The sequence below is a fragment of the Sphingomonas sp. Leaf28 genome, assembly GCF_001421685.1.
GTDB classification, from domain to species: domain Bacteria; phylum Pseudomonadota; class Alphaproteobacteria; order Sphingomonadales; family Sphingomonadaceae; genus Sphingomonas; species Sphingomonas aurantiaca.
Genome location: NZ_LMKX01000010.1, coordinates 303,216 through 317,730 on the forward strand (window position 1 = coordinate 303,216; position 14,515 = coordinate 317,730).

9 protein-coding genes and 1 tRNA gene are annotated in these 14,515 nt (G+C 65.2%); 5 read left to right on the top strand and 5 right to left on the bottom strand.

Features of this window, described 5'->3' with window-relative positions; genetic code table 11:
- Window positions 1-2 precede the first annotated feature (2 nt).
- From ASE79_RS16920 to ASE79_RS16930, 3 genes are all read left to right on the top strand, one after another.
- Complete coding sequence (locus ASE79_RS16920) at window positions 3-749, top strand: tetratricopeptide repeat protein (RefSeq protein ID WP_056419754.1); 747 nt, start codon at window positions 3-5, stop codon at window positions 747-749.
- Entirely contained in the window at window positions 743-1,426 is a 684-nt protein-coding gene (locus ASE79_RS16925; RefSeq protein ID WP_056419362.1) for a Fe2+-dependent dioxygenase, read from the top strand. Before ASE79_RS16920 ends, ASE79_RS16925 begins: the two co-directional genes overlap by 7 nt.
- A gap of 73 nt (window positions 1,427-1,499) precedes the next feature.
- The gene (locus ASE79_RS16930) at window positions 1,500-2,618 is read left to right on the top strand and encodes a PepSY-associated TM helix domain-containing protein (RefSeq protein ID WP_056419364.1); all 1,119 of its coding nucleotides are present in this window, start codon (window positions 1,500-1,502) and stop codon (window positions 2,616-2,618) included.
- Between the two features lie 153 nt (window positions 2,619-2,771).
- On the opposite strand, the gene ASE79_RS16935 is transcribed toward ASE79_RS16930, so the two are convergent.
- Entirely contained in the window at window positions 2,772-7,388 is a 4,617-nt protein-coding gene (locus ASE79_RS16935) for an NAD-glutamate dehydrogenase (RefSeq protein ID WP_056419366.1), read from the bottom strand.
- A 76-nt stretch (window positions 7,389-7,464) separates the two neighbouring features.
- A complete protein-coding gene (locus ASE79_RS16940) occupies window positions 7,465-8,631 on the bottom strand; it encodes a hypothetical protein (RefSeq protein ID WP_056419369.1) in 1,167 nt (388 codons plus the stop codon).
- Between the two features lie 134 nt (window positions 8,632-8,765).
- Here ASE79_RS16940 and ASE79_RS16945 point away from each other — a divergent pair.
- Window positions 8,766-8,841 (top strand) — tRNA-Thr (locus ASE79_RS16945).
- A gap of 107 nt (window positions 8,842-8,948) precedes the next feature.
- Entirely contained in the window at window positions 8,949-10,535 is a 1,587-nt protein-coding gene (locus tag ASE79_RS16950) for a recombinase XerD (RefSeq protein ID WP_235517008.1), read from the top strand.
- Between the two features lie 682 nt (window positions 10,536-11,217).
- Here ASE79_RS16950 and ASE79_RS16955 read toward each other — a convergent pair.
- The 3 genes from ASE79_RS16955 to ASE79_RS16965 form a co-directional block, all read right to left on the bottom strand.
- Window positions 11,218-12,174 carry a hypothetical protein gene (locus tag ASE79_RS16955; RefSeq protein WP_056419375.1) on the bottom strand — a complete coding sequence of 319 codons (957 nt, stop codon included), beginning with the start codon at window positions 12,172-12,174 and terminating at the stop codon, window positions 11,218-11,220.
- Between the two features lie 287 nt (window positions 12,175-12,461).
- Window positions 12,462-13,898: a hypothetical protein gene (locus ASE79_RS16960; protein ID WP_056419377.1), complete on the bottom strand. Its 1,437-nt coding sequence runs from the start codon at window positions 13,896-13,898 to the stop codon at window positions 12,462-12,464.
- Window positions 13,895-14,515 carry a recombinase family protein gene (locus ASE79_RS16965; RefSeq protein WP_056419382.1) on the bottom strand — a complete coding sequence of 207 codons (621 nt, stop codon included), beginning with the start codon at window positions 14,513-14,515 and terminating at the stop codon, window positions 13,895-13,897. Before ASE79_RS16965 ends, ASE79_RS16960 begins: the two co-directional genes overlap by 4 nt.

Genomic DNA, 14,515 nt, shown 5'->3' on the forward strand with positions numbered 1-14,515 from the left:
CGATGACGGCGATCGATACGCTCACGCCCGACGCCATCGCCGCGCGCCTCTCCGGAAGTCCGGCGGAGCGCGCGGCGTTCGTGCGCGAGGCGGCGGACGCGGGCGTCGCGGAGGCGCAGGCGGTCTATGGGCAGATGCTGCTCGACGGCGTGGGTGTCGTCGCCGATCCTGTCGCGGCGCTCGGCTGGTTCACGAAGGCGGCGGCCCAACATCACGTGATGGCGCTCAACATGGTCGGGCGCTGCTACGATCTCGGCTGGGGCGCTGCGGTCGACAAGGGGCGGGCGGCGCAGTGCTACCGGATCGCTGCCGAGCGCGGGCTCGACTGGGCGATGTACAATTACGCGACCTTGCTCGCGCTGGGTGAGGGCGTCGCCGAGGACAAGCCGTCGGCGCTGGCATGGCTGGAGAAGGTAGTGGCGATGGACTCGGGGCTCGCGAGTGCGAAGGCGCTCAACTTCGTCGGCAGCTTTGCCGAAGACGGGTGGGCGTGCGATCGCGATATGGCCCGCGCGGCGGATTGTTACGCCCGGGCGGCCGAGGGCGGCGATTTCCGCGGCTGTTTCAATCACGCGCGGATGCTCGGTGCGGCGGGGGAGATCGAGATGGCGTTGGGGTGGTTGCAGCAGGCGGGGCGGCGCGGGAATGCGGCGTTTCTCGCCAAGGCCGAGGCCTGGCTGGCGGCCAGCGCGATCCCGGCATTCCGCACGCGCGGCGTCGCGGCGTTGCGGGAGGGCGCGACGTGCTGATCGCGATCCCCGACGTGCTCGATCCTGCTTGCGTCGCCCGGGTCCGCGCGCTGATCGACGCGGCCGACTGGATAGACGGCAACGCGACCTCGGGCCCGCAAAGCGCGCTGGCCAAGCGCAACGAACAATTGCCCGAGGAATCGGCCGCCGCGCGCGAAGCCGGCGGCCTGATCCTCGATGCGCTCGGCCAGTCGGCGTTGTTCGTCGCCGCCGCGCTGCCGCTCAAGGTCTTTCCGCCGCTGTTCAACCGCTATGCCGGCGGGCAGGATTTCGGGCTGCACGTCGACAATGCGGTCCGGATCAAGCGCGGCTCCGATTTTCGCATCCGCAGCGATCTGTCCGCGACGCTCTTCCTCGCCGACCCTGAAACCTATGACGGCGGCGAGCTGGTGATCGAGGATCGGTTCGGGCCGCAATCGGTCAAGCTGCCCGCGGGGCACATGGTGCTCTATCCCGCGTCCAGCCTGCACCGCGTCGCGCCGGTGACGAGCGGCGTGCGCGTCGCGTCGTTTTTCTGGCTGCAGTCGATGGTGCGCGACGATGGTGCGCGGGGCATCCTGTTCGATCTAGACCAGGGCGTGCAGGCGGTCGTGGCCGCGCAGGGGCAGGGCGATCCGGCAACCGTGCGGCTGACCGGTGTGTATCATAATCTGCTGCGCCGCTGGGCCGATGTCTAGGCACGCACGGAAAGGGGATGGATGGACGTGCGTAGGCTCGCCATGCCACGCTCCACGAACGGGGGAATAATCGATGAATAAGCTGGCGATGCGCAGGGCGTGGTTCCAGGTCCATAAGTGGATCGGGCTGATCCTGGCGATCCTGATCATTCCGCTGTCGCTCAGCGGCGCGGCTTTGGTGTGGCATGATGCGCTCGACCGGATCGTCGATCCGACCCGCTATGCGGTCTCGGGCACGACCGTGCTGGGCCCCGATGTCTATGTCGCGGCGGCAATGAGCCGGTTGAAGCATGGCGAGCGGATCGCACAGCTGACCATGCCCGAGGATGGCGGTCCGGTCGTCGTCGCCGCTGCCGCCGCCGGGGTCGCGCCCAAGCGACCGGGGCCGCCGCAGCGGACGATGGTGTATCTCGATCCGCCGACCGCGCGCGTGCTGGAGGTGTCGGCGTCGAACGGGGGGCTCGTGCGGTTCCTCCACGTGCTGCACGGCAGCCTCCAGCTGCCCGGCGTGGGGCGTTCGATCGTCGGCTGGATCGGCGTGGCGATGATGGTGTCGTGCTTCACCGGGCTGTGGCTGTGGTGGCCGACGATCGGCAAATGGACGCGCGGGCTGCGGTATCGGCGCCATCGCAACGCCGATACGAACCTGCATCACCTGTTCGGCTTCTGGATCGCGCTGCCGTTGTTCGTGCTGTCGTTGACCGGCGCGTGGATCTCGTTCCCACAATTCTTCGGCAAGATCACCGGCGAGGCGTCGCGGCCGCGCGGGGGTCCCGATCGCGCCGCGATGATGCGCGCAAAGCCGCTTGCGAAACCCGGGCAGCCGCTCGCCGTGGCGATCGGCAAGGCGCGCTCGCTCGCCGGCGGTGCACCGCTTCGCAGCGTGACGTGGCCGACCGATCTCAGCGCCGACTGGACCGTGACGTTCGCGCGCGGCAACACGCCGGTCGGGGTGAAGATCGCCGACGATACCGGCGGCGCGACGGCGGCCCCCGCGCGGCCGCAGACGGGCGTGGCGCGGTGGATGCGACGGATCCACGACGGCACCGACATGGGCGCGCTGTGGCAGGTGATCATCTTCCTCGGGGGGATCCTGCCCGCGGTGCTGGCGGTGACCGGGGTGATCATGTGGTGGCGCGCGCGGGGCTGGAAGGCGGAGCTGGCGGCGAAGCGGTCCGCGCGCGTGGGGTAATCTGTGTCCCTCTCCCCGCCGGGGAGAGGGAAGGAGGCGCCGTAGGCGACGGGAGGGTGAGGGCACGCTCTCCGAGACACGTGCCCTCACCCTCCCACCCGGCTTTGCCGTGCGGGCCCCTCCCTCTCCCCGGAGGGGAGAGGGGTTCAGGGGTTACCGGCCCAGCAACACCCTTGCCTGGCCGGCGATCTGTGCCAGCATCGCCGCATTCGGGACGGCGGCGTGACGCGCGCGGTCGATTACTGCCTTGAACTGCGCCACGCGCGTTGCGTTGGCCGTCAGCCACGCGTCGACCGCACCCTGAGGATCCTGCGCGCCGCGCCGCGCGAGGAACTCCAGCCGCAGCTGCTGGAAATCGCGCGCGAGGCCGGCGATCAGCAGCCGCTCCCACGGATCGGTCGGGCTGATCCGCGCCGCATTCGCCTGCGCCCAGTCGAGCCCCAGCGCCTGCCCGAGATGCGTGAACGCGCGTGTGAGGACCGCCTCGTCGAGCGTCATCTGCTCGCCGAGATCGGCGAGCCCGATGGCGCCATCCATCTCGAACAGCCGCACGACCTTGCGCACCAGGTCGCCCGGCGCACCGACGGCCTCGAGCTGTCCGGCGATCCGGCTGCTCTGCGCATTGGCCTCTTCGAGCAGCAACGCCGCGGTCTGGCGATCGAGCTGCGTGATGCCCTTGGCGAGCCGCGCCATCACCTCGCCCGGCGCGGTGCCCGGCGCCGACACGCGCAACAGATCGGCGATCTGCGAGCGCGTTGCGACGGCGACCTCGTCGAACAGCGCGATGCGCGCTGCCTCGGGCATGACCGCGGTCTCGATCTCCGCCCATAGCGTCGGCAGGTCGAACAGGCGCTCGGCGACGACGAACATCGCCGCGATATCGCCCATCGCCGCGCCTTCCTCTTCCGCCAGTTCGAACGGGTAGAGGATGCCGAGACGATTGACGATTCGGTTGGCGAGCTTGGTCGCGACGATCTCGGGCCGCAGCCGGTGCTCGTCGATCGCCGTTTCGAACCGCTCGCGCATCGCGGCGGGGAAGGCGGCATGAAGATCGGGCTTCAGCGCGTCGTCCACCGCGATACCGCTATGCTCGATCGCATCCTGCAAGGTGAGCTTGGCGGTCGCCAGCAGCACGGCGAGCTCGGGCCGCGTGAGCCCCAGTCCGTCCTGGCCGCGCCGCAGCAGGATGTCGTTCGACGCAAGACCCTCGACCGCCCGGTCGAGCCGGCCGGCGCCCTCGAAGATCTCGATCACGCGGACATAGCTCGGCATCGCCACCGCGCCGTCCGCCTCGGCGATCGACAGCGCCAGCGTCTGGAGGCGGTTGTCCTCCAGGACGAGGTGCGCGACGTCGTCCGTCATACTGGCGAGCAGCGTGTTGCGATCCTCGTACGCGAGGCGGCCCTCGATCATCTCGCGGTTGAGCGCGATCTTGATGTTGACCTCGTTATCCGAGCAGTCGACGCCCGCCGAATTGTCGATGAAGTCGGTGTTGATCCGCCCACCGCGCGTCGAAAACGCGATACGCGCGGCCTGCGTGACGCCCAGGTTCGCGCCCTCGCCGATCGCGATGACGCGCAGGTCCTCGGCATTCACGCGCAACCGGTCATTGGCCGGATCGCCGACCGCGACATTGGCTTCCGACGAGGCCTTCACATAGGTGCCGATGCCGCCGAACCAGAGCAGGTCGGCGGGCGCCTTCAGGATCGCGGAGATCAGCGCGCCCGGCTCCATCTCGCTCGCCGTTATGCCGAGCGCGGCCTGCACCTGCTTCGACAGCTTCACGCTCTTGTCGGTGCGCGCGAAGACGCCGCCGCCCTTCGAGATCAGCGTGGCGTCGTAATCCGCCCAGCTCGACCGCGGCAGCGCGAACATGCGGTTGCGCTCGGTCCAGCTTGCGGCCGGATCGGGATCGGGATCGAGGAAGATGTGGCGGTGATCGAACGCCGCGATGACCTTCAGCGTCTTCGACAGCAGCATGCCGTTGCCGAACACGTCGCCCGACATGTCGCCGCAGCCGACGACGGTGATGCTCTCGCTCTGCACGTCGAGACCACGCTCGGCGAAGTGGCGCTGGACGCTGAGCCACGCGCCCTTGGCGGTGATGCCCATCGCCTTGTGGTCGTAGCCGACCGAGCCGCCGCTCGCGAACGCATCGCCCAGCCAATAGCCGCGTTCGAGCGCGAGCGCGTTGGCCACGTCGCTGAACGTCGCGGTGCCCTTGTCCGCCGCCACGACGAAATACGGGTCCTCGCCGTCGAGGATCGTCACGCCGTCCGGGTGGACGACCTTGCCCTCGACGATGTTGTCGGTGATCGACAGCAAGGTGCGGATGAAGATCCGGTAGCTCTCGGTCCCCTCGGCCAGCCACGCGTCGCGGTTCGACGGGGCGGGGAGCTGTTTCGGATAGAAGCCGCCCTTCGCGCCGGTCGGCACGATCACCGCGTTCTTGACGCGCTGCGCCTTCATCAGCCCGAGGATCTCGGTACGGAAATCGTCGCGACGATCGGACCAGCGCAGGCCGCCGCGCGCGACCGGGCCGGCACGGAGGTGGATGCCCTCGACCCGCGGCGAATAGACCCACACTTCGCGCCACGGCACGGGGGCGGGGAGGCCCGGGATCAGATGGCTGTCGAGCTTGAACGCGAGCGCTTCGGCCGCGGCGGGTGCGAACGCGTTGGTACGTAGTGTCGCCGCGATCAGGTTGCGATAGGCGCGCAGGATGCGGTCGTCGTCGATCGCCGACACCGCGTCGAGCCCGGTCTCGATCGCCTGGTCCGCCTCGATCGCGTTGCCCGGATGATCGGGATGATGGACCGCTGTGAAGCGCGCGATGAGCGCCGCCGCGACCTTCGGTGCACGGCGGAGTGCATCGACGACGGTGGTCAGCCCGTAGGGAAGCCCTGCCTGGCGCAGATAGCGGAACCACGCGCGGAACAGCACGATGGCGTCGGGGCGCATGCCGAGTTCGACGATCAGCCGGTTGAACGCGTCATTCTCGGCCGCGCCCTCCAGTACCGCAGCGATCGCGCCTTCGAGAATGCTGGCATCGCTTTGCTGCGCCGCGGCATTCGCCTCGAGCACGAAATCATGCACGAACGGAATGCTGTCGTCGCGCAACCGCGTCGGCAGCTCGCCGATCACGCGGAAACCGAAATTCTCCAGCACCGGCACGGCGTCGGAGAGCGGCAGCGCGCCGCCCAGCTTGTAGATCTTGAGCTGCGGATCGGCGCCGGCCTCACCCGGGACGAGGCGCACGCCGCGTCCATCGGTATCGGTCAGCGCGGCGATCCGCTGGATATCCTCGGCGGCCTCGGCGGGCGTGCTGAGGTTGCGATAGTTTTGCGGGAATGCGGCGGCCCATTTGAGCGCAAGACGCGCCGCACGCGGCGGCGGCAACGTCTCGACCAGCGCGGCCTCGACGTCCGACACCCAGCCGCGCACCATCCGCTGCAACCGCAGCGCGAGCGGTGCGACCTCGGGCATCCGTCCGTCGCCGCGCAGATCGAGCGTGTAGCGGATCATCGCGACCTCGCCGTCCTCCAGCGCGATCGACCAGTTCAGGATGCTGGCATTCGCCGCCTCCGCCAGCATGTCGCCGATCGCGACGCGCCGGCTGGTGGTGACGTCGTCGCGCGGCAGCCAGACGAACCCGAACAGGTGACGACCCAGCGGCGATTCGACCAGCACGAGCGCCGGCCGCGGCCGATCCGCCAGGCTCATCGCGGTCAGCGCCAGATCCTCGAGCGCGGCAGGGGCGAATGCGATCACCAGATCGTGGGGCAGCGCCGTGAACGCATGCGTCAGCGCCTTGCCGGCATGACCGCGCGGGTCGAAGCCGAACTTCGCCTTCATCGCGGCCAGTCGCGTGCGCAGCACCGGCACGTCGCGCGGCATCGCGGCCAGCGCGGCGCTGGTCCACAATCCGCTGTAGATCGACAGGCCAGCGACCGTCGTGCCCTCCATGACCGGCACGACCACGAGGTCGAGCGGCACCGCGCGGTGCACGGTCGAGATCAGGTTCGACTTGAGCAACAGCGGCGAATCATTACCCGCCTCGAACCACTCGATCGCCAGCGCGCGCGAGGCGGCGGCGAGGATCGGAACGCGGTGTTCGTTGCGCGCAATGCCCAGCGCCGCGCGACCACTGCCGTCACGATGCCAGATCTGGTGCCCGAGCAGCGTCAGGTGCCCGTTCAGGAACCACTGCAACAGCGCCGCACCCTCGCCCTCGGGGAGCATCGCGATGTCGTCGTCGAGCGCGGCCTGCATCGCGCGCCAGTCGGTCACCGCCGCGCGGACATCGGCGAGTACCGCGGTCAGGTCCTCGATCAGTCCGCGACGGTCACGTGCATCGGCGCGCTCCATCTCCAGATAGATCATCGATTCGGGGCGGCCGGCACCATGGCCGTCGGCGTCGATCGCGTGCAGCGTGCCGTCGGGGGCGCGCGTCGTCCGGACGACGGGATGGATGATCCGATCGACCGCAATGTCCTGCACGCCGATCGCCGCAGCGATCGAATCGACCAGGAACGGCATGTCGTCGTTGATGATCGCGAGGCGCATACGCCGCCGCGTATCGTCCGCGCTGATCGGCTCGATCGCGATCGCCGGCGCACCGTCGCTGCGGTGCGCCGCGGTCGCCGCAACGAACGCCGCGGCTTGCGCGACCTCGCTCGGACCGAAGTCTTTCAGTTCGCCCGGAAGGGCCCGTTCGGTCAACCGGCCCGCAAGGGTTTCGGTGAGCGTCTTCAACGATTGGTTCGCCATAGATTGGGGCCTATGCGCTCGCCGTCCGCCTATCTCAAGGCTTGTGGCAGGTGCGAAGGGATATGCTGCAGCGCACCTAAGCCGCGGCGCGTTCGGCCGCTGCAATCGCGCTCAGGTCGCCGTCATAGCTCTGCAGAAAGCTCGGCAAGCCGCCGACGGGCACCTGGTGACGCTGCGCATGCGACAACACCGCGGCGAACGTCGCGAGCCGCGCGGCGTCGATCGTGTGACCGAAGACCAGCGTGACGATCTGCAACGGCGTGACCGTCTCCTGCGGCAGGCACGCGGCGGCGAGCATCGCGGCATAGTCATCGCGCTCGCACATGGCCGCGACGCAGAGGTCATGCGCCCGACTTAATGCCCGATCGAGCGCGGCGCGACTGCGCGCTTCGGCGGCACGCAGGTGTGCCGCGCTTTCGCGGGCCATCGCCAGCTGCTCGCCGAGCGGCCCGGTCGGCAGCGCGTCCGACGGCAGCATTTGGGAGGGCAGGGGGGAGTCGAGCACCAGCTCCTGCACCGGCGGCGCGGCGCTTTCGAAACCGCTGCTCGGACCATCGGCCCAGACCTGCGCGATCGCGCCCGAAGGCTGCGGCGTCGCACGGACGGCGGCGTCGAGCTCGGCGACCAGCGTCGCCTGCATGTCGGCGTCCGCCAGCTCCTTCCAGTTGATCACGCCGTAGATGAAGTCGATCGTGGTGCCGCCCGATGCGAACGGCATCAGGATCCCGCGGTACAGCGTCGTGCGCCCCCGGCTGCTGACGAATTCCGCCTCGAAGCCGATCGGCGCGCGGTTGGCGATGATCTGCAGATAATGGTCGGTCAGTCGCGACAGCAGCGAGCGGCTCGGCACGTCGGCGATCGTAGCGATCGGCCCCTCCAGCCCACATTCCTCGCGCAGCGCGCGGCCCAGATAGGCGATCTTCGGATCGCCCATGCCGTGGCTGAAATCGAGCAGCACGCTATGCGGCCCGAAATCCGTGATCGTCTCGGGCTCTAGGTTCGCGATCGAGGGATAGGGGCGCCCGTCCAGCAGCGACACCCAGTGATTATAGGCGCGCACATGCATCCGGCGCTCGTCGCCACCCAGATCGAACATCACGTCGTTGACGCCCGCATCGGTCGAATCCGCGCCGAGCGGCTCATGCGGCACACCGTCCGCGTGGAGCGCGTGCCGGGCGCCGGCGAGCGCGAGACTGTCTGCCCCCGCGGCGTGTCCGCCATCTCCGCTGCGTGCCATCGTCATGCCCAAGGATCCCCGTACCGTCGCGCCGGTTGTGCACGACGCTTGGTAAACACCGGGTAAATTCGCAAACCGCTTGTCAGCCCGCAAAACCGCTGTTAATTGCCGCCCCCTCGACAGGATGTTTCCGTCGTCGGGCCGCTTTAGCTCAGCTGGTAGAGCATCGCATTCGTAATGCGGGGGTCACAGGTTCGAGTCCTGTAAGCGGCACCAAACTCCAGATAACATCATGATAACGCGGGAAAGTCGCAGTTTTCCGTGCGTTCTTACGTCGCCGGGGTACATGGCGGGGGTACAAAAACCCTGATATGCCATTATTCGTGAAGCATATTCTAAGGCACCCATCGGGCCGTCTGAGCTATCGGCGGTACTTCGCGCTGAAGCTGCGTCCTTTCATCCCAGGTTCGCCCGCGCACCTAAAGAAATCGTTGGGCTTGCCAGACAGCCCCGGTTTTCTAGGCCGCTACACCCTAGCGGATGATGAGTACGCCAAGATCGTCGCGCGGGCTCAAAAGGTTCTGGCGGGAGCCTATGATAGGCTGGATGCCCCCATGCTCGCCTATCTCGGCAAGCTCTTCGAAACCCGATGGTTGGACCGGGAGGAGGCTGAGCGACGTAAGGGCCGTGATGGCTGGGCCGCGCTGACTGAAGGCGGCTGGGACGAGTGGCTGGACGAGTTTCGGCGGTGGTATGCTGAAGGTGATCGAGAGGAAGCCGTGGCCTTCTGGGGTACCGACGGCCGGCAGCTTCTTTTGGACCAATCGATCGACTTGGACCCTTCGGACGATGACGCGTTTTCGCTGCTTTGTCTTGAATTGAACGAAGCTGCGCTGAGGGTTAGCGCTGTCTCGCTTGCGCGTTTATCAGGACAGCTTGCAGTGATCCCTGAGATGCCCGCGCCGCCCCCGAAGCGCGTTGCCGTCCCTGTTGTTCCCTACGTTCCGCTTCTCTCGACCTTTGACGCCTACGCCGCGTCCGTGGGAATGACTCCCAGGATACAGAAGGAAGGCCGCAATTACATTGCGAAGCTAATCACCTTCCTGGGTCATGACGATGCCGCACGGATCACGTCGAAAGACGTAGGAGCTTGGAGAGATCAACTCCTTGTCGAGCCCGCTCAGCGTGGCGGTCAGCGCTCCCCGGTAACGGTCAACGACAAGTATCTGGCGACCCTGAAGGCTATGCTGGGGTGGGCGGCGAAGAAGGGCAGGGAGTTGCTACCCGAGAATGTAGCGGCAGGTATCCGGGCGGAAGTGCCCAAGCGATCGAAGCTGCGCGAGCGGCATTTCAATGACAGCGAGGCGAAGGCAATCCTCGCCGCGTCTTTGGTCCCCGCGCCCCCCAAAATGGCTCCTGGGAATCGCTTGGCTCGCCGATGGGTGCCATGGCTATGCGCTTACACTGGTGCGCGAGTTGGGGAGATGGCCCAGCTTCGTGGGCAAGACGTGCAACAGGTCGATGGCATCTGGACTCTGCGTATCACTCCCGACGCTGGCCCAGTGAAAAATAAGGAATATCGTGTCGTGCCGTTACATGAACATCTGATCGCCCAGGGTTTCCTGAAGGTCGTCGATGCTGCCGGGAGCGGTCCAATATTTTATGATCCGGCGATGCGGCAGTCCCCCGAAGACCATAACCGTCACATCGACAAGGTTGGCGAGAAGCTTGCAAAGTGGGTACGCGACGACGTTGGCGTTACTGATAAAGGTATTAAGCCAAACCATGCTTGGCGGAACCTCTTCAAGACTATCGCTGTCGACCTCGGCGTCCTGCCGCGCGTATCCGATGCGATCACGGGTCACGCTTTACCCCGTGGCGAAGTAGGGCGGACGTACGAAGGGCCATTTCTCAGGACTTGTGCCGAAGCGATCGGACGCTTCCCGCGGTTTGTAGTTGATGGCGTGTGATAAGCGAGCATTAGCTGCCATCCAAACGCTTAGCCCCTCGACTCAACGGCGTTCGCCGGTCGGCATGAACGACAAGTTCGAGCAGACCTCTGGGCGATCAAGTCCCGCGCCGCCGTCACGACGCCGAGGTTCAAGGCCACATCAAGACACTGGCAGACTGCCGGGAAACTTCGAGTGATCGTTGCTTCGCTGTCCGGGGCAGCGCGGGCATCAAGCCCCCGCGGGTGGTCGCTAATTAGGTAAAGGACCCTCTCGTAAGCCTGCTTGCGCAGCTGCCGTTACACGTCAGAATTCGCAGGATCGCCGTAATTCCGCGGCGTTTGGTAACTGAGGTCCCATGTCGTTCGCGTGAGTTAAACCCTGCTGCTGCTGCTATGAGGGCTTTGATCATGGCGACTATGCCGCGATAGGGTTAGCGCCGATCGGAGTGTTAGCGGCCCGGCTCGACTCGCAATACGCGTAACCACAGCGGCCCAATATCACGGACGAACGTAGATATTCGACCCGGTTTCGTTACGGCTGAGGTTATGCCTACGCCTCTCCATTTCAAACCGATGACGATCTTGGCCGCCGTAGGGCCCCTCGGTGCCGCTATTGGATCCGATTGGTTACCTGAGCTCCGCGAGGCGTGAGAAAGTCGCAGCCAATGCAAAAACCGTCAGCGCCATGGCGGACCAATGAACTATGCTACTGCAGTTTCCTTTTTCTTGGCCTCTCCCAAGTGGAGAACTTCACCCAGGAAGAGATAAACATTGAGGAAAAGGCTGAATGCCTCTTCTGTGGTTACATCTGTGTGAACGCCTGTTGATACTCGGTCGTATAGATTAGCGAGGTTTTGCCGGATGCGAATTCGTCGTGACTTGCTCTCTGTTCGCTCGGCCACATAGACGTTGATGCGGTTTTGGTGCTTGCTGGCATCCAGACTAAGATCGTTTCCACCGAGATTGTAACTACCAGTCTGAGGCGGGTAGATTGCGTCGGCAAAGCTATCGATGATCCGGCGGCATGTCGTTAAGGCTTGGCTGATCGCTTCGTCACCGCCCTCCCGTAGACGGGCAACCACCGATGGCAGCTTTTCGAGTACGTCCCCAGCATGAGCCGCAATCAGCGCGTCAACATCCTTTTTGTATTGCTCGAATGTGCTCTCCGCTACCTTGGCAAACTCGCGCTCATAATAAACACTGACGACGAAAGTGTGTAGCATGTTTAGAACGCGGGACCGTATCGCAACCATAGAGGAGATGGATTTAGCGAGTGCCTGTTGGGCATCCCGGTTCATTCTCATGGCACCAATCAGTCCATCGCCAGATAAACTTTCTACCTTACTTACGTCGATTCGCTGTCTCTGAACGCGAATGTTCTCCTCGATCTGTGCAAGCGGCCCCCAGTAGCCAGTTTGTTCCTCAAAGTTACTCCATCGACCTGTCCGGCTCATGTAATAATCTGAAAGTTGCTTAGAGGTTGAGTAGCCTTCGATTTCCAGCTTGATCCACTGCTTAATTTCGTCAGTGCCGGCCAATCTTGCAAGACGCGAGCACTTCAACAAGAGCTTGTCAGCCTCGAGCCTTTGAAGCTCAATGTCATCCAGCAGCTCGCGGCTGAGGAAGAGAATATGATCGGATTCGCTTTCAGTTGCCATCTTTTGGTCTATTCATTTCGTCAGGGGAATAGCAAGGCTACCGACGTTGGCGGCGTCTCGCGGTGCACGCTGGCGACGAGGGCGCTAGCGAGCAACTTCGACGCCTCCACATCCGATTGCTCCACGGCACTGCTCGTGACATCGGTCGCTGTCGTCTCAGGCGTGAGTGTGACTGAATGTGTGCGCCGACGAGACCGGACGCCGCGGCAGGACTTTTTCTTCTGGTATGCTCCGGTCCCTGGGGCCCTCTTAAAGACACCATAAGGCACCCGATGGAAGAACAATACTCACTCACCAACGGGGGCCGATAGGTCCTGCGGCCACTGTAGGTGCGTCGCCGGTCTGACTGCGGACGGAGCGCCGGTCACTTTCTCGATATACATGGCAAAGGCGCTCTCCAGTGCTCGCTGAGCGACCGGCAGGCTCCCGACAGGCGCGATAAGGCAGTCGTGAACCGGCAGGCTCGGGATGCCCTTCAGACGCAGCGAGCGCATGGCCGCTAGCACGATCTCGCTCTCGTGATACATCAGCGACAACACGGAGACATCGTCGTTTCCCTCCAGTTCCCCAAGAACAGGATGGGCCTTGAGGATCGCCTCTCGGGCTTGGGCGAAGGGGTGATCAGCCTGGAGGTTCCCATCCGGCTTGATGGCCGCGTAGGTCTCTCGGGCCTTCTGCGACCAACGAGTTGCCTTCGCGTCGCCCCGGCCTACCGCGTGAGTGATCCATGCCTTCACAACCTCTCGGTCCATCCCGTTGACGGCGTATGGGTCCGTCATCGCCGCATCGAATTGCAAGCCGCGAAGGCCGTACAAGATAGACAGGTGCGAGGCCTTTAGGTCGACCTCGCCGATCCGTTCGCCCCCCAGGCGCATGACAGCGAAGCGATCGTCCTTGCGGTCGCCTTCATAGCCACCGCCGGACACCGAAAACATCCGTCCGCCCCACCGCCAAGCGAAGCCTTCAACGTCGCCATTGTTGAAAATCCGCCTCAGCCCGGAGAATGTGGCACCATCGACACCTGCCGCCTCGATGAACGAGTTGTGCTCCTCCACCTCCTGCACCATCGACCGTACGCGATCAGCCTGATTGTCGACGGGCAACTGCTGGCCCTCGGTCCTGTTGGGGCCATAGCCGATCTTCTGGCTCTTCAGAACGATCAGCGCCGCGCCGGCCTCCGCCTTGGCGACCTCCGCCCTCGGTCGAGCCCAATGTTCCAGCCAGTCTGGAAGCGAGTCTGCTAGCACGCCGGCATTATCAGCCAGCACCAGAGCTCGGCCAGTGAGGCGGAAGCAGCCTTGGACCGATGACGATACGGTTCCTTTAGCGACGTGCGCCAGGAAATATCTATAGCCGGCCAGAAACTCCAGAAGCCCAGCGCCGATTAGGGCCTCGCGAGTCCGCCGGAACACGTCGTGGCCGAAGGGGAGGCCGGTGAAATCCTTGTCCGCCATGCCGCGTTTGCCGATCGGCACGCCGTCTCGCAGGCGCAATCGAAGAAGGTCGGCCATGAGGGCCCCAATCGCCTTGCGGTGCTTCTCTACAGTCGTCTTGCGTTGCTGGAGGTCAGCGGGCCACGCCGGCAAGATGACGTCCTTGAGAAGTTTCTCGACAAACGCGGTGGCCTCTGTCGAAATTGGATGGCTTCGGAGTTCCATCAGCGGCGCCGCTTCCCGCTCATCCCACGTGAATTCGCCTGCCTTGATCGAGTCCTTCTCACTCATGCGGCAGGGGGCCTGGCACCACTAACTGCCTGCCCTCTCTCGGCCGCGCCACAGTACCGCGTGACGGTCGCCTTGCTGATCTCGAAGTGGCCGCAGGTCTCTCGGATGCTGGCGCCATTCGCCCGCCGCCACGCAACGACCTCCGCCGCATTGGCAACAGTGGGACGCCCGAGGGACGCCTTGCCCCGGTGAGTCCTCCCCGTTGCCTCCAGGGACGATCGGGCAGCTACACGGCCTGCATCACACCGCTCCTTGATACGTTGGCGCTCCATGTCAGCCATCTGGGCCAGGACGGCGACGATGAGTTCGCCGACACCTCGCCCGATCGGTCCAAGGCCCCGCACGTCCAGGGTGACGCCGAGGCCCAGAAGATGGCGGACGGTGGACTGCACGTCCAGGGCGTCACGGCCCAGCCGGTCGATAGAATAGACGCATAGGGTATCACCCTCACGGACGAATTGGAGAAGCTTTGCGAACCCGGGCCGGTCCGCTGCCAGCACGGCACCGCTTATGCCGGCGTCTTCGTATTCGCGATCGAAGGGGCCGATAAGGGCCTGCCGCTGAGCTTCAACGCTCTGGTCGCCAGTCGAGACGCGGTAATAGGCTAGACGGGTCAC

What these genes read in the sequence shown, in the direction of transcription:
- ASE79_RS16920 (WP_056419754.1), top strand. Translation starts at nt 3, where the DNA reads ATGACGGCGATCGATACGCTCACGCCCGACGCCATCGCCGCGCGCCTC.
- ASE79_RS16960 (WP_056419377.1), bottom strand. Translation starts at nt 13,898, where the DNA reads ATGAGTGAGAAGGACTCGATCAAGGCAGGCGAATTCACGTGGGATGAG.
- ASE79_RS16935 (WP_056419366.1), bottom strand. Translation starts at nt 7,388, where the DNA reads ATGGCGAACCAATCGTTGAAGACGCTCACCGAAACCCTTGCGGGCCGG.
- ASE79_RS16955 (WP_056419375.1), bottom strand. Translation starts at nt 12,174, where the DNA reads ATGGCAACTGAAAGCGAATCCGATCATATTCTCTTCCTCAGCCGCGAG.
- ASE79_RS16930 (WP_056419364.1), top strand. Translation starts at nt 1,500, where the DNA reads ATGAATAAGCTGGCGATGCGCAGGGCGTGGTTCCAGGTCCATAAGTGG.
- ASE79_RS16940 (WP_056419369.1), bottom strand. Translation starts at nt 8,631, where the DNA reads ATGACGATGGCACGCAGCGGAGATGGCGGACACGCCGCGGGGGCAGAC.